This is a genomic window from SAR324 cluster bacterium (assembly GCA_029245725.1).
Taxonomy (GTDB): Bacteria; SAR324; SAR324; order SAR324; family NAC60-12; genus JCVI-SCAAA005.
Window position 1 is genome coordinate 1 of sequence record JAQWOT010000290.1, and the last position, 19,125, is coordinate 19,125.

At 50.1% G+C, this 19,125-nt stretch carries 23 protein-coding genes and 2 pseudogenes; 18 read left to right on the top strand and 7 right to left on the bottom strand.

Annotated features, from left to right (window positions below; genetic code table 11):
• The 10 genes from P8O70_15565 to P8O70_15610 all read left to right on the top strand — a co-directional run.
• Window positions 1-582: creatininase family protein (locus P8O70_15565; protein ID MDG2198261.1), on the top strand; the 582-nt coding region annotated here is incomplete at its 5' end.
• A gap of 19 nt (window positions 583-601) precedes the next feature.
• Window positions 602-1,144: a hypothetical protein gene (locus P8O70_15570; protein MDG2198262.1), complete on the top strand. Its 543-nt coding sequence runs from the start codon at window positions 602-604 to the stop codon at window positions 1,142-1,144.
• Window positions 1,098-1,757 carry an AAA family ATPase gene (locus P8O70_15575; GenBank protein ID MDG2198263.1) on the top strand — a complete coding sequence of 220 codons (660 nt, stop codon included), beginning with the start codon at window positions 1,098-1,100 and terminating at the stop codon, window positions 1,755-1,757. Before P8O70_15570 ends, P8O70_15575 begins: the two co-directional genes overlap by 47 nt.
• A 152-nt stretch (window positions 1,758-1,909) precedes the next feature.
• Window positions 1,910-2,806: a hypothetical protein gene (locus tag P8O70_15580; protein ID MDG2198264.1), complete on the top strand. Its 897-nt coding sequence runs from the start codon at window positions 1,910-1,912 to the stop codon at window positions 2,804-2,806.
• Window positions 2,807-2,957: 151 nt separating this feature from the next.
• The gene (locus tag P8O70_15585) at window positions 2,958-3,365 is read left to right on the top strand and encodes a 2Fe-2S iron-sulfur cluster-binding protein (protein MDG2198265.1); all 408 of its coding nucleotides are present in this window, start codon (window positions 2,958-2,960) and stop codon (window positions 3,363-3,365) included.
• A 9-nt stretch (window positions 3,366-3,374) separates the two neighbouring features.
• Window positions 3,375-3,740 carry an iron-sulfur cluster assembly accessory protein gene (locus P8O70_15590; GenBank protein MDG2198266.1) on the top strand — a complete coding sequence of 122 codons (366 nt, stop codon included), beginning with the start codon at window positions 3,375-3,377 and terminating at the stop codon, window positions 3,738-3,740.
• Window positions 3,741-3,745: 5 nt separating this feature from the next.
• Window positions 3,746-3,985, top strand: coding sequence for a BolA/IbaG family iron-sulfur metabolism protein (locus P8O70_15595; protein ID MDG2198267.1), 240 nt, complete (start codon window positions 3,746-3,748; stop codon window positions 3,983-3,985).
• The gene (locus P8O70_15600; protein ID MDG2198268.1) at window positions 3,982-4,218 is read left to right on the top strand and encodes a hypothetical protein; all 237 of its coding nucleotides are present in this window, start codon (window positions 3,982-3,984) and stop codon (window positions 4,216-4,218) included. The genes P8O70_15595 and P8O70_15600 overlap by 4 nt, the downstream gene beginning before the upstream one ends.
• Window positions 4,219-4,357: 139 nt before the next feature.
• Window positions 4,358-4,495 (top strand): hypothetical protein, encoded by a 138-nt coding sequence (locus tag P8O70_15605; GenBank protein MDG2198269.1) that lies wholly within the window; start codon window positions 4,358-4,360, stop codon window positions 4,493-4,495.
• Between the two features lie 7 nt (window positions 4,496-4,502).
• On the top strand, window positions 4,503-4,940 hold the full coding sequence (locus P8O70_15610) for a dUTP pyrophosphatase (protein ID MDG2198270.1): 438 nt from the start codon (window positions 4,503-4,505) through the stop codon (window positions 4,938-4,940).
• 77 nt (window positions 4,941-5,017) lie between these two features.
• Here the strand turns inward: P8O70_15610 and P8O70_15615 are convergent.
• Window positions 5,018-5,103 (bottom strand): annotated as a pseudogene (locus P8O70_15615) (putrescine ABC transporter permease PotI).
• Window positions 5,104-5,258: 155 nt separating this feature from the next.
• On the opposite strand from P8O70_15615, the gene P8O70_15620 reads away from it, so the two are divergent.
• Window positions 5,259-5,897 carry a protein-L-isoaspartate(D-aspartate) O-methyltransferase gene (locus P8O70_15620; GenBank protein MDG2198271.1) on the top strand — a complete coding sequence of 213 codons (639 nt, stop codon included), beginning with the start codon at window positions 5,259-5,261 and terminating at the stop codon, window positions 5,895-5,897.
• Between the two features lie 15 nt (window positions 5,898-5,912).
• Window positions 5,913-6,734, top strand: coding sequence for a DUF1295 domain-containing protein (locus P8O70_15625; protein ID MDG2198272.1), 822 nt, complete (start codon window positions 5,913-5,915; stop codon window positions 6,732-6,734).
• Here P8O70_15625 and P8O70_15630 read toward each other — a convergent pair.
• Complete coding sequence (locus P8O70_15630) at window positions 6,705-7,475, bottom strand: PrsW family glutamic-type intramembrane protease (GenBank protein MDG2198273.1); 771 nt, start codon at window positions 7,473-7,475, stop codon at window positions 6,705-6,707. The genes P8O70_15625 and P8O70_15630 overlap by 30 nt on opposite strands.
• A 102-nt stretch (window positions 7,476-7,577) precedes the next feature.
• Here P8O70_15630 and P8O70_15635 point away from each other — a divergent pair, with 102 nt between their 5' ends.
• The 3 genes from P8O70_15635 (at window position 7,578) to rpsI (ending at window position 9,975) form a co-directional block, all read left to right on the top strand.
• Window positions 7,578-9,014: a diguanylate cyclase gene (locus P8O70_15635; protein ID MDG2198274.1), complete on the top strand. Its 1,437-nt coding sequence runs from the start codon at window positions 7,578-7,580 to the stop codon at window positions 9,012-9,014.
• 114 nt (window positions 9,015-9,128) lie between these two features.
• Complete coding sequence (gene rplM / locus P8O70_15640; protein MDG2198275.1) at window positions 9,129-9,572, top strand: 50S ribosomal protein L13; 444 nt, start codon at window positions 9,129-9,131, stop codon at window positions 9,570-9,572.
• 7 nt (window positions 9,573-9,579) lie between these two features.
• Window positions 9,580-9,975, top strand: a complete 396-nt coding sequence (gene rpsI, locus P8O70_15645; protein ID MDG2198276.1) for a 30S ribosomal protein S9 — start codon at window positions 9,580-9,582, stop codon at window positions 9,973-9,975.
• 46 nt (window positions 9,976-10,021) lie between these two features.
• Here the strand turns inward: rpsI and P8O70_15650 are convergent, their stop codons facing one another.
• The 5 genes and pseudogenes from P8O70_15650 to mutY all read right to left on the bottom strand — a co-directional run bounded on the left by P8O70_15650 (window position 10,022) and on the right by mutY (window position 13,043).
• Window positions 10,022-10,267: a MoaD/ThiS family protein gene (locus P8O70_15650; GenBank protein ID MDG2198277.1), complete on the bottom strand. Its 246-nt coding sequence runs from the start codon at window positions 10,265-10,267 to the stop codon at window positions 10,022-10,024.
• 98 nt (window positions 10,268-10,365) lie between these two features.
• Window positions 10,366-11,340 (bottom strand): annotated as a pseudogene (selD, locus tag P8O70_15655) (selenide, water dikinase SelD).
• A 107-nt stretch (window positions 11,341-11,447) separates the two neighbouring features.
• Window positions 11,448-11,693, bottom strand: a complete 246-nt coding sequence (locus P8O70_15660) for a type II toxin-antitoxin system HicB family antitoxin (protein MDG2198278.1) — start codon at window positions 11,691-11,693, stop codon at window positions 11,448-11,450.
• A complete protein-coding gene (locus P8O70_15665) occupies window positions 11,686-11,880 on the bottom strand; it encodes a type II toxin-antitoxin system HicA family toxin (GenBank protein ID MDG2198279.1) in 195 nt (64 codons plus the stop codon). The genes P8O70_15660 and P8O70_15665 overlap by 8 nt, the downstream gene beginning before the upstream one ends.
• Entirely contained in the window at window positions 11,877-13,043 is a 1,167-nt protein-coding gene (gene mutY, locus P8O70_15670; protein MDG2198280.1) for an A/G-specific adenine glycosylase, read from the bottom strand. Before mutY ends, P8O70_15665 begins: the two co-directional genes overlap by 4 nt.
• Before the next feature lie 113 nt (window positions 13,044-13,156).
• Here mutY and P8O70_15675 point away from each other — a divergent pair, with 113 nt between their 5' ends.
• The 3 genes from P8O70_15675 (at window position 13,157) to fliS (ending at window position 18,901) form a co-directional block, all read left to right on the top strand.
• A complete protein-coding gene (locus P8O70_15675) occupies window positions 13,157-14,902 on the top strand; it encodes a flagellin (GenBank protein MDG2198281.1) in 1,746 nt (581 codons plus the stop codon).
• Between the two features lie 166 nt (window positions 14,903-15,068).
• A complete protein-coding gene (fliD, locus tag P8O70_15680; GenBank protein ID MDG2198282.1) occupies window positions 15,069-18,332 on the top strand; it encodes a flagellar filament capping protein FliD in 3,264 nt (1,087 codons plus the stop codon).
• A gap of 38 nt (window positions 18,333-18,370) precedes the next feature.
• On the top strand, window positions 18,371-18,901 hold the full coding sequence (gene fliS, locus P8O70_15685) for a flagellar export chaperone FliS (GenBank protein ID MDG2198283.1): 531 nt from the start codon (window positions 18,371-18,373) through the stop codon (window positions 18,899-18,901).
• The last annotated feature ends 224 nt before the right edge of the window (window positions 18,902-19,125 follow it).

Sequence of the window (19,125 nt, forward strand, 5' to 3'; positions counted from 1 at the left end):
ATCCTGATCGGCCCTTCCATCGAAGTGGGCATGGCTCAGCATCACCTGGGCTTTGCAGGCTCCATTACTGTCCGCCCCACCACGCTGATTTCAATCATTGAAGACTATGTGAAAAGTCTGGTGAAGCATGGTTTCACGCACTTCTTCTTTTTAAATGGACACGGAGGCAACATCGCCACGGTTAAGGCCAGCTTCGCAGAAATTCATGCAGAAGCTAGCCTTGGACGAGCTCCCGTTCAGCAACCAGAGTTGGAGTTGGTGCTCCACAACTGGTACCAGGGACGACGAGTGACCGAGATAAGCAATCGCTACTTCCCCGGGATCGAGGGCAGTCACGCAACACCTTCAGAAATTTCACTGACCTTCCACGCCTACCCGGAACACACCAAGCCAGCAGAAACAATGGAACCCCGAGTGGCCCGTGGAGGTTCCTTCGGTAGTGCAGTGGACTATCGCCACAAGTTTCCAGATGGCAGGATTGGCTCTGATCCCTCCGGAGCAACCGCCAAGATTGGTGCTGAACTGTGCCAGGCTGCAGTCACGGATGCGTTGGATGCGCTGCGTTATCAGGGATTCCTCTAAGCCTCTTGCTGAGATTTTGATGCCTGAACCACAGAACCTAGTCCAGCTGAAGGTGCGGGGTCTCTTCGGTCGCTTCGATTATGACCTCTCGATCACTCGTACGGACTCCCCGATTGCGATCCTGACGGCACCCAATGGCTATGGTAAGACCCACCTGCTGCACATGATTGATGCCCTGGCACGTCAGGACTATCTGGAGTTGAGCCACTACACCTTCGACTCGCTGGAGATCCAGCTGGCAGATCAATCCCAAATGACAGTCACTCGAATGAACACGGAAGGGAGCTCGGAGATCTGTCGGATGGACTTGAAGGAACGGTCGCTCGGCAAAGAACAGGAACAGCGAGCCAGCGTGGCGGTTCATCCTCAATGGGGAGCACGTTGGGAGAGTGAAGAGACTGATTCGGCTGCCGCAGAGTGGCCGGAACGCTGCAAGGAATTTTGGAACCCCACGGAACCTCGTGCTCATGTGCCTCACTGGGTGCAGGCTTGGCATCAGCGAATAGAGGGTCAGCATGCTGCCTTCAGTACGTTTGCCGGTCCAGTCAAGCATGCGGGCTGAAATGAGTGGAATGTCCGAAGTATCGAAGCTGGATACCGTTCGGGAGCAGAGTCAGCGTTTGGTGCAACAGTCTTTAAATGATTATGCCCAGACGATTCGTGAACACGAACGCAACCTGCTACAGTCTCTGCTTCAAGCCTTGCAGGGTACGGAAGAGGTCTCAACAGAGGAATTACGAGATCTATTTGCTCGTCTTCAGGAGCAGGAGCGATGCCTGGAGGAATTGCAGCTGATCAGCCCGGGTACGACGGAGAGCATTCTACCCACAGGACCAAACTACCTTCCTGAACAGAGTCGGCTGTTACGCTGCTACTGTGAGAACATCCTGGAGCGCTTTCACACACTTCAGCACTGTGCCCACCACCTGAAGTTGTTACTGGACACACTCAATCTCTGGCTACATCGCAAGCATTTCCAGACAGATTCCACGGGCCAACTCGAATTGCGTGTCATGGATCGCAACAGTGAGTTACGGCAGCCCCTCTCACTGGACAAGCTCTCTTCTGGAGAACAACAACTGGTCTACCTGCTGGGACTGTTGATCTTTGATACTCAACCCAAGCAGCTCGTGTTGTTGGATGAACCGGAACTTTCGCTGCATCCAGCTTGGTAAGACGATTTCCTTCCGCTGCTTCAGCAGATCTGTGAACTCAACGACTGCTACCTGTTGATGGCCACGCACTCTCCTTCCCTTGTGGGTGACGACTGGAACATTGTCTGTGAACTTGCTGATCAGGTAGAGAACTGAGGCCCAGTACGCTGCTGGTGAGTCAGCGCAATCCGGTTCGCATTCTCAACCAGGTCCGCATGCGCCACAGCCAGTCCCGTAAGTTGACACTGCTGGTCGAAGGGCCTTCTGATCGTAAGTTTTTTCTCAACTGGCTACGTGAGGAACAGCTGCGTGTTGAACCTCTGCAGGGTCACCAGCAAGTGGAGGCAGTCTGGCGTCTGGCCTGTAAGCAACCAATCCAACCCCCGCTGATTTGTCTGGTCAATCTGGACTACGACCAGCTGCTAGGACGTGAACTGGTTGAACATGAGTGCCTTATCTACGTCTCAGCACGAAGCCTGGAGGAAGAAGCCGAAGCCAATGATTTGGAAGGGGTACTGGTTCGCTCGGATGCCTTGCGTAAGCTGTTCTACGAGAAATTACCAGAGCGGATCCTGGATGAGCAGGAAGATCTGGTTGCTTACCTGAAACAACAACGTGAAGCCTTGCGCAAGGCTGCTTCTCTGATTGGTGCCTATCGTGCTGCAGCTCAATTCTTCTACTCTGAATTTCACCGTGGGTACTGGGATCGAGATGCCTTGCGGATTGGTACAGCTGAATTTTTGGACCCACTCACCCTACAAATTCAAGAAGACAAACTAAGGAAAATTATCGTTGCCAGCGCCCTCCACAAACCCGATCATGATTGGATGGTCAATCAGGCTCAGCAGCTGTTTGCAGAGTACGGTTTAGGTTGGAATCTTTGTCGGAGTCATGACCTCAGCAAGCTTTTGGCTTTGCACCTGAACGCGCTTGGACGAGAGAATCTCTCCCAAGTCGATGTTGAATCCCTGCTCCGTGCAAGCTTCGAAACAGCGATGGCACAACAAACCCAGTTCGGGAAATGCTTCATGGAACTGGAAAAGAAATTGTGCAAGGCGTTGTTACGGTGACGCTTTGATTGCCTGAAATGGAATGGGGTTGATTTAGCTACGAAGTATTGAGGACACTTCCTACCAGTTCTCAAAATAGACAACCTGTTTTTCATCTGCTAATCTAATTAATTTACTTCTCATCCGCATCGCCTCAGGAGCCAACAGCACAATGTCCGGAGTCAATCCCTACATCCAGCAACCCGATTTTGTCCTGCCTCAGGAACCCTACAAGATCACTTTCTTACCAGCCGATGTGACGGTTGAGGTTCAGCCAGCAATACTGCCTCATCCTCAGGACGGACTACCTGGCTCTCTGCTAGCCAGTGCTCTGGAAGCTGGTCTCGACATGGATCATTCCTGTGGAGGAGTTTGTGCCTGTTCGACCTGCCACATCTGGGTGCGTTCTGGAATGGAAAGCTGCAATGAAGCCACCGAGGATGAGGAAGATATGCTGGACATGGCCCCCGGACTACAGCCAAACTCCCGACTGGCCTGTCAGTGTGTGCCAGATGGAACGAGTGATGTGGTCGTGGAAATTCCCGATTGGAACCGCAACCTGGTGAGTGAAGGCCACTGAAAGGACGATATGATTACGCTGACTGAAAATGCGGCAAAGGAGATCCGCAAGATCATGCAGGAGCAGCAGCTGGAAGAAAATGTATTCATCCGAGTGGGGGTCAAGGGTGGGGGATGCTCCGGCTTCACCTATACCTTTGATTTCGATGCCCGCAAGACTCGCTTTGATCTGGATTTTGAATCACAGGGGATGCAGGTCGTTGTGGACAAGAAGAGCTACCTCTATATTAAGGACACAGAAATTGATTGGAGCTACAGCTTGATGGATCGTGGATTGCGCTTCAACAACCCTTCCGCAAAGTCTTCCTGTGGTTGCAAAACTTCCTTTCAGTTTGAAACACCTGTTCAGGAAAACGTCTTTCAACCCACTTGGTAAAAACGATGAGTGCCGAACTTTGTGAACAAATCAAACAAGCCGTCCAGACAGCCCTTCCAGACGCTGAAGTAGTAGTCACTGGTGGTGGTGGTCACTTCTCTCTGGAAGTCATCTCCTCAGCCTTTGAGGGCAAGGGTCTACTGGCTAAGCAACGGCTGGTCTATGGTGCTTTGACCGAACTGATGGCTGGGGAACACGCGCCAGTTCATGCCATCGATTCATTGAAGACTCTCGTGCCGGAATGAGATCCGGCTTTACCTGGCTGGAACTCCTCCTAGCGACTTTGGTCGCTGCCGTCTTTCTGGCACTCGCCCAGGGACCGCTGCTGCACTTCTCCTCTCTACTCACCGATCAATACACTACCTCTGCTAAGCAATGCCAACTGGATCGCTTTCTATTGATGCTTAAGACTGAGTTAATCCAGGCTGGATATGCGCTGGGAGATGATGCTGAACCAGTACAAGTCTCTTCGAGATGAACTAGTCTTGCTTGCAGATTTCAACCGTGATGGAGACCTGAATGATACCTGAGAGCGCATCTCCTACCGTTTTCGTGCTGCCGACAAGAAACTTTAACGTCGTTCCGGAAGTGGGAGTTATCAAACCCTGGTTGAAGAAGTGGGGGCTATCTCTTTTGCCCTCGGCCCTGGTCGTGATCTGCCGATGTCACCACCCCAGCACTGTGTGGTAGTAGGAGTTCACTTGGATCCAGATGCAGAAGATCTCTCCTACACCCTCTGTCCGATTTTTCTCTGAGTAAGCTATGTCCACACTGCGTCTGCAACTTCATTATCCGGACATGCCAGTTCCTCAGCGGGCTCATCCCAAGGATGTGGGTCTTGACCTAACAGCAATGGCGGTGGAGCCACACAATGAACGACTTTTTTTCATCGACACAGGTGTCTCGGTCGAACCTTCGGAAGGATACTACGTGGAGGTGGTTGCTCGCTCCAGTTTGTCCAAGACGGATTTCATCCTAGCCAATTCAGTTGGTATCATTGATCCAGACTACCGAGGTCGAATTCGGCTAGCACTACGATACTTGGGGGAAGAATCTGGAGCGGACGCTGCAGCAGAGATGATTGGGCGTCGGGTGGCTCAGCTGATCCTACGTCGCCGAGAGGAAGTGACTGTGGAAGTTGTCAGCGAGTTGGGAGCAACCGTCCGAGGTGTGGGAGGCTTTGGTAGCAGTGGAGGTTGAAGCTGCGTCTGCACAACGATGTGGCGATTTCCAAGATCTTGAAGATGCTGGCTCATCTGTAAAATTTGTTGATCTTACAGGAGTTCCCGATACCATTTTGGGAACAGCCTGCCCAAACCGTGACGAGCTTGGATTCGTTGAATGAATAGATCATCAGAATCATTTCGGCTAGTTTAGAAAGCCGATCTCCTAGAGCAATCAGCTCATCGACCAGCACGACACTTTTATCAATTCACTTTCACATTGGGTGAAGAAGAAAAGGGCGGACCTGCTCCCTGGCTAAGACTGCCAGCCTCCTCCTTGTTTGACCTGAGTTTCATGAAAGATCGAGAAGAAAGTGCCTTGGTTCAGGCCAAGAGACAACTGCAGCAATTTTGGCGAGACACCGGCGTGACTTGTGACGAGCGCTTGCTGAAGGTGTTCCGCCAGTTGTCTCGAGAAGAGTTTGTGAGCCCGATTCACCGGGAAAACGCCTACATGGACTACCCGCTGCCGATTGGTTCCAACCAGACTATCTCCCAACCCACTACCGTGATGACGATGCTCCGCTTGCTAGAAGTGGCTCCACAACACCGAGTGCTCGAAGTCGGTGCCGGTAGTGGTTACAATGCTGCCCTGCTGGGTCTGCTGGCCAAGCAGGTGGTCTCACTGGAATGTCGAAGGGAACTGGTTGAAATGGCTTCTCAGAATATACGTCGAGCAGGCATTCAGAATGTGGAAGTCCGTTACAGCGATGGAAAGATTGGTGTTCCAGAGTTGGCCCCGTTTGATCGGATCATTGTCACCGCAGCGGCGGCTCGCTTTCCTAATGATCTCTGGGAGCAATTGGCTGAAGGAGGGATCCTCGTGGTTCCGGTGGGAGATCCCTATTCCTGCGTAATGACTAGGGCGGAGAAGAGTGACGGCAAACGACACGTCACCCGTCACGGTTCCTACGCCTTTGTGCCCTTGGTGTAAGAGAGAGATGATTTAATGGCTTTTTGGGAAATTTGGCTACAGGCACTGATCCTGATCGTGATTTTGGGTGCCTTCCTCTGGGGGGTCAGTGTTCGGATAAAAAATGCCAGTATTGTTGATATCTTCTGGGGACCAGGCTTTGTGGTCTGCGCTTGGTGGTATGCCTGGCAGTGTGAATTCGACTCGTGGCGCTCCACACTGCTGCTTGGACTGGTGACGATCTGGGGACTGCGACTTGCCTTGCACATCGGCTGGCGTAACCACGGTAAGGGAGAGGATTATCGCTACCAGCAATTTCGTCAGGATTTTGGACCAGAACGCTACTGGTGGTTCAGTTATTTTCAGGTGTTTTTGCTGCAGGGTGGATTGCTTTGGTTCATCTCGGCTCCCTTGCTGGCAGTCCCATATCTTGCTGCAGAAGAAAGTCCTTTCGGCTTGTTTGATGCGTTGGCACTCTTTTGCTGGGGAGTTGGTTTTGCTTTTGAGGCTGGAGGAGACTGGCAGTTGGCACAATTCAAGGCCAATCCTGCCAACAAAGGTAAGGTGCTAGACCAGGGATTTTGGAAGTACACGCGTCATCCAAACTACTTTGGCGATGCTGCGGTCTGGTGGGGTTATGGATTGTTCAGTGCGGCCAGTGGAAGCTACTGGCCAATGATTGGTCCTCTGTTGATGACCGGGCTGATCATTCAGGTTTCAGGAGTTCGACTGCTGGAACACACACTGGTGGACGCCAAGCCGGAGTATCGGGATTATGTTGAGCGAACCAGTGCCTTCATTCCCTGGCCACCCAAGGCTCCCTCTTCATCAAGAACGACTTCCCAGCAGGAAAGCTAACCAGTGATTGCTCGGCTGAGACTTGTGCAGGCTTGGCAGGTACGCAGAGTGGCGCCAGTTGCTTACCCCCAGCCATAGACTGAAAAGCCCCATCAGTGCAATCTGTGCGTAGGCCCACTTGGAGAAGCCAAAAGAGAGCAGGAGATCATAAGTCCCATGGAGTACAGCGGCAATCAGCCAACCTCCTAGCAATAAGCGAGTGACGGCTGCGGCATCTGCTCCCTGAAGCTGACTAAGGCGAGCTTTGGCAACGAAGTAACCCAGAGGCACACTCATGAAGGCGTGAGCCGGAAGAGTCACTACAGTCCGAGTTGCCACAACGCCTACTCCGTACTGCTGAAGATAGAAGCCATTTTCTAACGTCGCAAAACCTAGTGCGACTACTGCACCGTGTAGGATGCCGTCAAAGGGCTCACGCAGATGCCGGGTGGGAAAGCTGAGCAACAACAGTACAAGCAACTTGGCGGTTTCCTCGTTAAACCCGACTAGCATCCAGAAACCAGCCTTATAGAGTGGCCAGTCTTGATCCATCCAGGTGAAGGTTTCCTTGGCTCCAGGCCAAAAAAGCGTGTACTTCTCAACGCTGTGGTTGAGCAACAGTGCAATCAGTCCACAGAACATTCCACCGACGAATAGCGCGGCCAATCGTCGCAGACTGGCTCGCTGGTAACGGTGTAGACGATAGAATAACCATCCCCACATCAATCCTGGGGCAATCAGCAATCCGGCTATTGAAAGCATGATTTGTCTCCAAGGGTTTGCGATTAGTTGGGAATCGTGGCATGTTTTTTCATTTTTTTCATCTTTCTGTATACGACCTGTTCCTAGATTCTTGAGTATCGCATGAACCGCATACCAATGTTGCACCAGGAAGAGCACACGGAACTGTACTTGTTCGCTGAGGCGATCAAAGATCGTCGCTACTTCCGCAAGATTCCGATGAACCTGCTGCTGGAAATGCTGCGCCTGTCACAGCTTGTGATGTTGTCTCAGGATGAGCAGCTGGTGCACGAGGGTGACAAGGCCCCCCCCGAAATGTACATCTTGCTCCATGGTTCGCTGATGGTTACCTCGCAGGGAGAGTTCATTTCTCGCCTGGAATCACCGGGAGATGTAGTGGGAGAGCAGGCAATTCTCTCGCCAGAAGCTCGTACCATGACCGTCACTGCCGAGGTTGACTCCCGTGTGCTTGCATTCCCGAATGATGTGTTTCGTGTGGCCGAAGAGATGAGTCACATTCCAGCAATTTACCTCAGCTTTGCCAGTATTCTTGCGGAAAAACTGCGGATTACAGAAGCCCAGGCCAAATTGCGACGGAATGCTCGTCCTCAAGGAAATGCCACGCCACCTTGCATTGCGATTGTAGATATCGATAGTCGCGAGCGACGAGTGATCCGAGGTACCCTGAGTACACTCTGGAAAGAAATGAAGATTGTCGAATACGCCAGCCCCAAGGAATTCATTGAGACTCCAGCTGAGCGGCGCTTTGATCTGATCATTCTCGATCCACTTTATAACCATGACTACCATGATGAACAGGAGTTACTCGAAGCCCTCGGTGAGTCAGTGGGTTTGCACAACTGTCCTGTTTTTGCAGTCAGTGAGTGGTGCAATGATGAAAGCAATCGTGAGAAGCTCGCGCAAATGGGTGTTGGGGACTTTCTTGGTCGCCCCTACTCGACTTTCGATCTGCGGCACAAGCTTTCTGCTTTCAAAGTGGCCTATTATCGACAACGGGAACTGGAGCAGGTGGAGCATGCAGCCGATACCGACCGGCTGACCAACCTGGCCAATCGGCGGCGTATGGATGAGTTCCTGGACGCGCTGGTCACGCTGTATCCGGAGGAGCGTCAGCCCTTCTCGTTGATCATCACTGATGTCGACAACTTCAAACACTATAACGACACCCACGGTCACCAGATGGGAGACGTGGTGTTGGCTTCGATTGCGGCAATCCTTAAACGCAGTGTGCGGCGTGGTGACTTGGCAGCTCGCTTCGGTGGTGAAGAATTCGTCGTGCTCCTGCCAAAATGTGATAAACCAGCAGCCCTCAAGATTGCTGAAAAATTGCGCCAGGCAGTGGAGGAAGAAGAAATCCCCTACCAGGAACAGCAACCGTTGGGCAACCTGACCGCAACTTTTGGGGTTGCCACTTATCCCTTCGATGCTGAGAACGTAGATATGTTGCTCAAGCGCGCAGATGAATGCCTTTACCAGGGTAAGGAAGCTGGACGCAACGTAGTAATCGGAGCAGAAATGCTGCAAAGTACGGCTGCTTGATACAAAAATCCTTGCATTCGCAGCCAAGCTTCCATATCATTCGATGTTTACCAAATATTCTGGCTCTCCTGAGAGAACTGCGGGAAGCCGCTGCTTCCGTTTGAGATGAAAGTTATGAGGACTCCGTTCGTACGCAAAGAAGACGTAGCCGGCGATAAGTATCCGCGCAACTGGTGGATCGTCGATGCCGAGGGAAAAACTCTGGGACGAGTGGCTACACAGATTGCCCGTGCACTACGCGGCAAGCACAAAGCTGTGTTCGCCCCACACAGTGATGTCGGGGATTTCGTGATCGTGGTCAACGCGGAAAAAATTCAGGTGACTGGTCAGAAAAGCATGAAGAAGATGTACTATCATCACACGGGCTATCCAGGTGGAATCAAGTCTGCGCGTTTCGAAGAATTACAAGCCCGCAAGCCAGAAACCTTGATTGAGCGAGCTGTCAAGGGAATGATGGCCAAAAATGCCCTCAACCGTGGAATGTTGCGCCGCCTCAAGGTTTACGCAGGATCGGCTCATCCCCATCTGGCTCAGCAACCCAAACCGTTAGAAATTTGAGTCGTTTATGAACGCAATTGTGCAGTACTACGGCACTGGCCGTCGAAAATCTTCCATTGCTCGTGTCTATCTGCGACCGGGTACAGGCAACATTCTGGTCAACAAAGTTCCCCTCGCTCAGTACTTCGGCCGAAGCACTCTACAAATGGTGGTTCGACAGCCCCTGGAACTGACTGAAAACAGTGATCAGTTTGACATTTTCATTAACGTCAGTGGTGGTGGTTTGTCAGGACAGGCGGGTGCTATCAAGCACGGCATCTCAAGGGCTCTGCTGGAAGTAAGTGAAGAACTACGCCCTCAACTGAAGAAAGAAGGATTTCTGACACGCGATGCTCGAGCGGTAGAACGTAAAAAATATGGACGACCTGGAGCCCGCAAAAGCTATCAGTTCTCCAAGCGCTGATCATATTTCAGGTGCCGTCAACAAAGTCGGCATCTCCCTCCACTTCTCAACCGCCACTCACCGGCGGAATCAAAGCATACTCTTCTCCTTCCTCCAAGACTTCATCACCAACCAAATACGTATCCCGGTAGGCGACTCTCGTGCATTGGAGCACTGGCTTCAGCACAGGGTGGTTACGCTGTAATTTCGCCAGCAGATCAGCAACGGTACTTCCAGCTTCCAATTCTTGGTTTTTTGCTTCGGGTGGCAGGGATTCTCGTAGCATTGCGAAGGGCTTCAGCATGATTTTCATTATGGGCTCTCTGGATGAAGATTTATTCTGTGTTCGTGAAAAACATAGTATTGTATTGTTTAATGAATACTTTGGCTTCAGATGAGATATTACTTCAATTAGAGAAATCGAATTCCCTTGTCACTTCTAGGGATGACTTGTCCGATCAAGCAAGCGTTTGGTACTCCAGCTTCGTGGAGTTGGTTTATAGCTCTTTCCGCTTCTTCAGCGGGTAGACTAACCAATAAACCTCCACTGGTTTGTGGGTCAACCAGCAGTTCCTGCATCACTTGCTGAGCTGGAAATTCAACATCATCTTCCACCAGTTTACGATTAGCTTGGTTAGTCCCTGTGGTCATCCCACGTTCATACATGGCTGCTGCTTCTGGTAGCCAAGGTAATTTTTTAGTCTCGATTTCGATTGTCACCTTAGAGCCTTGAGCGATCTCTAGTGCATGGCCGGCCAGTCCAAATCCAGTAATGTCGGTTGCTGCATGAACATTGAAGGCTTGTAGTGCCTCGGCAGCCACCCGATTGAGTATTGTTAACTGCCGAAAACACTCTTCGATTGCTTCCTGGCTAACCCAGCCCTTCAGATTGGCATTTAGCAAAACTCCACTACCCAGAGACTTGGTCAGTAACAGTACATCGCCGACTCGCGCCCCATTGTTCCTCCAGATTTTTTGAGGATGAACCACCCCGGTAACTGCCAAGCCAAACTTGGGTTCTTCATCTTCGATACTGTGCCCTCCTGCTAACACAGCTCCAGCTTCCAAAATTTTCTCTGCCGCCCCCGCAATAATGCCGTGTAGGATCTCTTGCCTAAGTTTGTTGGCTGGGAAAGCCAGCAGGTTCAAGCACGTGAGTGGCTGTCCCCCCATCGCATACACGTCACTGAGGGCGTTTGCCGCAGCAATCTGACCAAAGAGTTGCGGATCATCGGTGGGTGGAGTGATAAAGTCAGCTGTAGTGACTATCGCTTGGGTATCGTTGAGTTGATAGACACCAGCATCATCACTCGTTTCAAAACCAACCAGCAGATTTGGATCAGTTTGCTGCGGCAAGGAAGAGAGCAGGTTTTTCAACCCGACCGGGTTGAGTTTGGCCGCTCAGCCGCAGGTTTTAGAGAGGCTGGTCAGTGTCGGTTTTCGAAAGAAACGTTTCAATTGTGCCATCTATGGTTGTTTTAAAAGTGGCTCGATTAGGCCAGCAGTTGTGGTGTTTCATTGCGAATCAACACCTGAGGGTCTGGGTTTTGGGGGGGGACGGGTAGTCCCTGGTCACGTAATAGGGCAACGTGATCCTGCATGCCCCAGCGTGCCTTATACAGGCAGTCTTCAATCGAGTGTCCTACTCCTGTGAATCCGGAGAGTTCCTCTGAGAAAAATCCAAAGATGATCGGATCTTCAGTAGCTTCGATGATCAGACTGTAGGGGAGATCAAGCATGGTCTTCTCGAATCAGTAGATCTAACAGATATTGTTTGATTCCCTGCGGGACACTTTGCTTGGGTCGGTAATCTAGACGAATGAGCCACTTTGCTCTCTCCCTATAATAAGTACGTTGGCTGCCACGTTCCCAGCGTAGCCGAAATCCTCTCTCTTCCAAATGCTGGTGCAACTCCAGAAATGTCATGGGGAGTCCTGATCATTTTGATTCAGCAGGCTTTGACGTAGGTGTCCATGCGCTTTGGCCATGGCAAGTTTTGGTAGACTTTGCAGAGAATGCCACTGTTCCTCTGCCTCCAATGGGAAATCAGCATGAATAGATGTCAGCGTACAATAAAAAGGATGCAGGGTCGCTAGGAAAGTTGTGTAGGCATGAGTCAAGGTAGGCCAATTTGTTTGTAGTTGGAAGTCAGGCCGATTACGGCGCTGCCATTCGGCCTGCAACTTGACCAAGGGCTCTTCCTCTTTTACGAGGGTTTCTGGAAAAGCCCAAAGACCCTGCATCAAACCTTGTTCTGGGCGTCGCAGTAGTACTTGATTCTCACACACGAGTACCAGCACAGCTTTTGTTACAGGGATGGGTGCTTTTCGTTGAGTACGACGCGGAATCATTTCTGTGGTCTGGTGAACATATGCTTGGCAGTGAGGCTGTATCGGACAGAGCAAACAACTCGGTTGCTGGACGTGACAGACTGTTGCTCCTAACTCCATTAATCCTTGGTTGAAGTTGCGGGCATGTCCTTTTGGGAGCCAATCAGTGGCCACTTGCCAAAGTTTTTTTTGGGTGGAGCCAGCTTTTGGATCGGCATCTAGATTGAGCAACCGACAAAGTACACGGATCACGTTGCCATCAACAACGGGATGATCTTGCTCAAAAGCAATACTTGTAATCGCTCCAGCGGTGTAGGGGCCAATTCCAGGAAGCTGCCGAATAGCCTCATAGTCATTGGGAAATTCACCTGCGTGCTGTTCACAGATTTGTTTGGCTGCACGATGAATGTTACGAGCCCGTGCGTAGTAACCAAGACCTTCCCAGAGTTTGAGAATCGTGGCTTCGTCTGCTGCGGCTACAGATAGGATACTCGGTAGAGCTTTTATCCAGCGGTCATAGTAGTCAAGGACGGTTGCCACCCGGGTCTGCTGCAGCATCATCTCAGAGATCCAGACTCCGTAAGCTGGGTAGTTTTTCCGCCAGGGGAGATCTCGTTGGTGCTCTACAAACCAGGTGAGCAAGGCGTTCTGGAACTGAGATAATTCAGCAGGTGGCATTTTCTGGAAAACAAAAGGATCTGAGAGAAGAAAAAAAAGACTAAAGAAATCCAAGCACTGGTCGATATGTTCATCAGGCATTCAGTGCATCGGAAGCGCCGGGCCAAAAAACGCTAAAGAAATTTTCTCTGGCGTCGATAATAACCGCAAATGGATTTCGTTTTCGTCGTTCCCTTTTTGAGTCAGGAATCTCAATGGCACTTCGGGTCAATTCAAACGTCGCAGCACTAAACGCCTTGCGCCATCTGAATCACACCGAGAAAGAACTCAGCGGCAATCTAGAGCGCCTCTCCTCAGGGCGTCGATTGAATAGAGCAGCTGACGGCCCAGCAGAACTAGTGATTTCAGAGCAGATGAAGGCGCAAATTACTGGCCTGGAACAATCGATTCGAAATTCCGAAACTTCCATCTCTATGATGCAGACCACCGAAGGTGCTCTGAGTGAAGTTAGCTCCATTCTCATCAATCTCCGCCAACTTGCAGTACACTCCGCCAACGAAGCAACCAACGATGAAAAGATGTTGCAGGCCAACCAGGGTGAAATTGAAAATCTTTTGGTAACCTTGAGCAACATCTCCAAAAATACTCAGTTTGGAACCCGTACCTTGTTAGATGGCAGCAACTCCGTCAGTGGTGTTGCAGTAGGCGATGGAATGGACTTCGTGGAAGCCAAGGAATTTACAAAAGCTTCTCCAGCTGAAGGTTACAAGATCAATATCACTCAGCCTGCGACTCGGGCCATGGCTGTCGCCGAAAATACCTTAGCGATGGAAGATATCTACAAGTCCTTCGTCATCAGTGAAGGTGGCCGGACTGTAGAAGTGAATGTCAAAGACAACTTAGATCTCTATCGAGATGTTGAGAGGTTACTCCAAGCCGCTAATACGAGTTTAGAGCCGGGGTTCAAAGAGAAAACAGAGTTGGCTCTACAGCAGCTCGTTGCTAACGAGATGCAACGCCAGATTGATCAAGCCGGTCTTAATCTTGAAGTCATGGTCTACAAACCATTGGATACATTGGGTGATACCCTCTCTGACTTCAATAACTTGGAAGATGTATTGAACAAGCTTGAGCAATATCCTAGTGAAGAGATTCTGGGTGAGTTCAACAAGTTGGCCAATGAAGAAGTGATTGTCATTCGTCACCGAGAGTACGGTAGTGAACCAACCTTTACGGTCACCACAGAGATTGACGATTTCTTCGATATGGATACACCAGCCAATAAGGCAGTGACTGCTATCCCTGGACGAGACGTAGAGGGAACAATCGGAGGCAATCCTGAGTTTGGCGGTGGCGATCCTGCTATTGGTAGAGGTCAACTTTTAAGTGCAGCTCCAGGAACTGTCGCAGAAGGTGTAACGGTTCGTTACGGCGGAGAGCCTGATGATATAATTTATGAAGTCTTCAACCGTCGTGAAAATAAAATTGCTGGCACTCTTCTACGCCAGATGGAGCGAGGTGCAATGGTTGGAGAAGACATCGATGGCTACGTGCATGTCTCTCAGCGTTCTTTAGCCTTTCAGGTTGGTCCCAGCGAAGGGCAGCAACGTAAGATCTCTATCCAAAGCATCAGCCCAACCAAGCTAGCCCGAAATATTGATAACGACAGCCAATTTCGTAGTTTGAATGATATTGAAGTGTTGGATGTGGATTCAGCTCAAGATGCCTTGAAACTAATCGATGTGGCGGTCAGTGAGATTTCCAGTTTGCGAGGAGATCTGGGTTCTTTCCAGAAAAATGCTTTGGAGTCGAACCTGAGTAGCCTGAGAGTGACTCGAGAAAACCTTGTTTCCGCAGAGTCTACGTTGGCTGATGCCGACATGGCCGAAGAGATGAGTAGTCTGGTACGCAACCAGATCCTGATGTCTTCTGGTACAGCAATGCTGGCTCAAGCTAACCAGGTACCACAGTCTGTTCTGACATTGTTGGAGCGAACCTGATGCAGAAACAATATCTTAAACTAAGCTGGTGAGAATTCACCCATGCAAGAGTAGTTGACAGCGAGTATCGAATGAGCCCACAATCAGTCGCACGATGCGACTCCAGTCAGAACCAGTGGTTACTGACACCCTCACCCATACAGATTAGGGAGGTCTCTTGGCAGAGATGAACCCGAATGCGGTCATGGGATTGGGCTCAAAGCTCAACACCTCTGAAATCATTGACCGCTTCATCAAGATTGAGAAACGCCGGCTACAGCCGGTAGAGCAACGCAAGGAAGAAAAGCTCCAGCAAGTAGATGCCTGGGCTGCGCTGCAAACGGAAATCAACAAGCTCAAAGACACAGTTGATTCCCTAGACCGAAAAGACATTTGGGAGGCTAAGAAGATCACTTCCAGCAAGCCAGATATAGTGACAGTGACTGGAGGTGCTTCTGCAGATCCTGGCAAGACAACGATTGCAATTGATTCGATTGCCACTGCACACCAACTGAATTCACCAGGATTTGAAAGTAAGGATGCAGTATTCGGAACGGGTGTGATTAAGATTCAAGTTGGCGAAGAAGACGGTGATACACCAATATTCATCAACATCACTGAAGAAAACAATACTTTGGAAGGTATTCGTGACGCGATCAACGACTCGGGAGCCGAAGTGGAAGCTTTTGTAGCAGAAACCTACGGAGATAAGCCCTTCCGGTTGTTGCTAACCAGTGAGCGAAAAGGAGCTGCGGGAGCAATTCAGATCGAAGTGAAGCTCGAGAGCAGTGAAGAAAATGCTCCGATTCTGGATTTCAGCAACAAGTATGATGAGGCTGCTGAATGGGAAGGAGTGATGCGTCGACGCACACTGGAAGACGCCGCTCTTGGTGAAGATCTGATGAGTTCGACGCCGATTACAGAAGTCACAGGTGATTACACTGGAACGGAAGACAATACATTCACAGTACAGGTGATTCAGGCTGGAGTCATACCAGGTGAAAATGATGTGGTACTGGCATGGGAAGACGAGCTTGGTAGAACTGGGGAATATCGCATCAACAAGTTCAACTACCGAGCTGGTGATGCACTGGAACTTGCCGATGGATTGAGCCTACGGTTGAGTCAAGGTGAGGTAGTCAGTGGTGACTCTTTCCAAGTCAAGGCCCACACAGAGAAATCTCCTGCAATGTGGTGGCTTAACGAAGGAGAACGTGCCGCAAAAGTTGATCCACCAACAGATTGGCAGACACGAGCTGAAGGTAGTGGGATGTATGTCTTCGGAGAATACACGGGCGAAGAAGAAGATACAGTGATTTTCCGGGTCGAAGGCTCTGGTCAGGTCGGTGGGCAGCAGCCCCTTTATCTTCACTATGAATTTATTGAAAGTGGAATGAACGGGAAGTTGAGAATCTCTGAGCCATACTTCAGTTCTGGTGGTGCAGGATCTTCCGAAACAGCGACAGCCTACGATGCTAAGGATGGAGAAGAACTGTTTAACTTGGAGTTTGGTGCCGGCAAAGGTGATGGAGTTCTCTCTATCGGCAATGGACTTTCGATCAAAGTGCCAGCGGGTTTGATTTCAGATGGTGACACTGCAACCGTACAAGTAGAACCGAAAAGTGATCCTGAAGCTGTTAACTTCTGGTGGCAGGAAAAATCAGGTGAAACCACCGGCAAGGTAAGTACAGGCAAGGTTGATGAGTTCATCAAGTTTGAACCCTATGAATTTGAAGAAGATGAACTAGAGGCAGCTGCTGAAGAATCAGGTGGTAAGCCCAAAAGTCGGTACGGTTCATTGGATGATGGAATACAAACTAATGAAGTCTTCAGCACGGCACCGATCGCGATCAGTGGCGACTACATGTCCGGCGAAAATAAGAACTATACCTTCACCGTTGTAGATCGAGGAAATGTCGGAGTAACGACAGAATTGGAGGTGAAGTGGGAAGACGATAAAGGCAATGAGGGCAAGCTCGACTTTGGGCTCAACTATCAGCCGGGTGATGCAGTCCCCTTCGACTCAGGATTGTCCTTGATGCTTGGGGAAGGAGAGTTGCTCGCAGGTGACAAATTTGAGGTCAATGCTACGACAGCAACGGTTCGAGAGGCTAAGGACTTGGTGTTACGCCTTGGAGCAACTCGGGAAGGTGGAGGCCTAGAGATTCGGCGGGACAATAACATGGTTGAGGACTTGGTTCCAGGACTTCGGATGGAAATCTTAGATTCTAGTGAAGAACCAATTACGATTTCAGTATCCGATAACACGGAGGTGGCCCGCGAGAGCATCATCAATTTTGTCGATGCTTACAACACATTCAACGCTACTGCGACCGAGGTGACCAAGTACGATGCTGCTACACAGACTGCGGCTCCCTTACTGAGTGATCGAAATGTAGCACAAATGACCAATGAAATTGCAACAACAGCAATCGGTTCAGTACCCGGTTTGCCACAGACAGACAATATGCTCTTTGCACTTGGGATTCGCATCAATGACAAAGGTGTCATGTCTGTTGATGAGAACAAACTGGATGAGAAAATTGCAGAAAACTTCGAGCTGGTGGCCAACGTCTTTCGAAGTAACGGTGATTCTGATGCACCAGGAGTTGCATTTGTAGGCTTGACTGATAAGACACAAATTAATCCGGAAGGATACGATGTCGAAGTCAGCAAGGTGGCAACTAGAGGGACTTTAACAGGAGGCTCACTACCAGGCACAGTTCTGATCAACTCTAGCAACAACGCCTTCTACCTTTCGAGTGGCAACAAGCGTTCAGAGCTGATTGAGATACGCGAGGGTACTTACACACCAGCTTCACTGGCTCGCGAGATCCAATCACAGCTCCGCCAGGATCGGGTATTAGGAACACGGAGTATCCGAGTGGAGGTTAAAGAAGAAGGCTTGCAATTTATCTCTGATATTTACGGTTCCAAGTCGACTCTAGAGATTGAAGCAGGTGAAGAAAAGAGCCTCTCTGGGCTAGGATTAGGGATGTACGATGCCAAAACTGGAGAAGATGTGGTTGGTACCATCGATGGTATCGAAGCAACTGGTCGAGGACAACTGCTGGTTGGAGCAGATGAAAGTGAAGCTGAGGGCCTACGGCTCTTCGTCACTCTCCCCGAAGATCAAGTCCAAGCCGGAGATCCAGAAGCAAACGTGGTGGTGACCAAGGGAATTGCGGTGCAGCTGAAAGATATCCTACGACGAATCACTGACCCAGCTGGAGGAGATCTGAAGCAAGTGACGAATGACCTGAGCGAGCAGCTTCAATCTTATGATAAGCAGATTAAGACGCTCAATGAACGAATTAGTAATAAGCAGGAGTCCCTGCAGATCAAGTTTGCCAAATTGGATAATACAATGGGTCGTCTGAAGGCTCAGCAGAGTTATCTCACGCAGCAGTTGTCAGCTCTCAACGGCAGCAAAGGTGGTGAAAAGGAGTAGTAGAGCAGGTTTGTGAACGTATCAACCCAAGGAAAGTCATGAGTGCGTACGGGAAGTATCAAAATGCCTACAAGCGGGCTTCGGTCAATACGATGGACCAGAATAAGCTGATCGTGATGCTTTACGATGGGGCGATCAAGAATATTACCTTCGGTGTGGAGCAGATGCGTCTGGGTAACGTAGAAAAGACTCACACTCACCTAGTCAAAAGCAAAAATATTGTTGCTGAATTGATGGCTTCACTCAACATGGATAAAGGTGGTGAGGTCGCCAAGAATCTGCGCTCGCTCTACAGTTACATGTTCGGGCAGTTGATTGAATCGAACATGAGCAAGAATCCTGAGCCCGCGTTACTTGTCCGCAAACTGTTGATGGAATTGCGTGAGGCCTGGGTTGCTATTGGTAAGAAGAGCACTGGGGCTCAGCCTGCTGCTACCACACCACAACCGAGCATGGGACCACAACTGGGAATGGCGCCGCGTGCTGCGGCAGCACTGGGAGGAAGTCCACAGCCACAGCTAAGTAATCCAGCGCAAGCAGGCGAGCGGAAAATCAATTTGAGAGGTTGAAGTAAAAAATCCACCTTTCTTATGAAGGAGTACTAAAGTTTTTCCCTAGAGAGACCGATAAAAGAAACAGTGAAATTTTCTTCCAATCATTGTTTCCAAAAATTATGTCCCCTAGAGGAAAGCATGGCCCAGCTGCCGTACAAGAATTACAATCAGACAAAGATCCAGACTTCGGATCAGCTGTCGCTGATTATTTTGTTATACGATGGATTGTCCCGCTTTTT

Bases quoted from the DNA above. Each gene is read 5' to 3' on its own strand.
- P8O70_15570 (MDG2198262.1), top strand. From the start codon at position 602: ATGCCTGAACCACAGAACCTAGTCCAGCTGAAGGTGCGGGGTCTCTTC.
- P8O70_15575 (MDG2198263.1), top strand. From the start codon at position 1,098: ATGCTGCCTTCAGTACGTTTGCCGGTCCAGTCAAGCATGCGGGCTGAA.
- P8O70_15585 (MDG2198265.1), top strand. From the start codon at position 2,958: ATGTCCGGAGTCAATCCCTACATCCAGCAACCCGATTTTGTCCTGCCT.
- P8O70_15590 (MDG2198266.1), top strand. From the start codon at position 3,375: ATGATTACGCTGACTGAAAATGCGGCAAAGGAGATCCGCAAGATCATG.
- P8O70_15595 (MDG2198267.1), top strand. From the start codon at position 3,746: ATGAGTGCCGAACTTTGTGAACAAATCAAACAAGCCGTCCAGACAGCC.
- P8O70_15600 (MDG2198268.1), top strand. From the start codon at position 3,982: ATGAGATCCGGCTTTACCTGGCTGGAACTCCTCCTAGCGACTTTGGTC.
- P8O70_15610 (MDG2198270.1), top strand. From the start codon at position 4,503: ATGTCCACACTGCGTCTGCAACTTCATTATCCGGACATGCCAGTTCCT.
- P8O70_15620 (MDG2198271.1), top strand. From the start codon at position 5,259: ATGAAAGATCGAGAAGAAAGTGCCTTGGTTCAGGCCAAGAGACAACTG.
- P8O70_15625 (MDG2198272.1), top strand. From the start codon at position 5,913: ATGGCTTTTTGGGAAATTTGGCTACAGGCACTGATCCTGATCGTGATT.
- P8O70_15630 (MDG2198273.1), bottom strand. From the start codon at position 7,475: ATGCTTTCAATAGCCGGATTGCTGATTGCCCCAGGATTGATGTGGGGA.
- P8O70_15635 (MDG2198274.1), top strand. From the start codon at position 7,578: ATGAACCGCATACCAATGTTGCACCAGGAAGAGCACACGGAACTGTAC.
- rplM (MDG2198275.1), top strand. From the start codon at position 9,129: ATGAGGACTCCGTTCGTACGCAAAGAAGACGTAGCCGGCGATAAGTAT.
- rpsI (MDG2198276.1), top strand. From the start codon at position 9,580: ATGAACGCAATTGTGCAGTACTACGGCACTGGCCGTCGAAAATCTTCC.
- P8O70_15650 (MDG2198277.1), bottom strand. From the start codon at position 10,267: ATGAAAATCATGCTGAAGCCCTTCGCAATGCTACGAGAATCCCTGCCA.
- P8O70_15660 (MDG2198278.1), bottom strand. From the start codon at position 11,693: ATGCTTGATCTCCCCTACAGTCTGATCATCGAAGCTACTGAAGATCCG.
- P8O70_15665 (MDG2198279.1), bottom strand. From the start codon at position 11,880: ATGACATTTCTGGAGTTGCACCAGCATTTGGAAGAGAGAGGATTTCGG.
- mutY (MDG2198280.1), bottom strand. From the start codon at position 13,043: ATGCCTGATGAACATATCGACCAGTGCTTGGATTTCTTTAGTCTTTTT.
- P8O70_15675 (MDG2198281.1), top strand. From the start codon at position 13,157: ATGGCACTTCGGGTCAATTCAAACGTCGCAGCACTAAACGCCTTGCGC.
- fliD (MDG2198282.1), top strand. From the start codon at position 15,069: ATGAACCCGAATGCGGTCATGGGATTGGGCTCAAAGCTCAACACCTCT.
- fliS (MDG2198283.1), top strand. From the start codon at position 18,371: ATGAGTGCGTACGGGAAGTATCAAAATGCCTACAAGCGGGCTTCGGTC.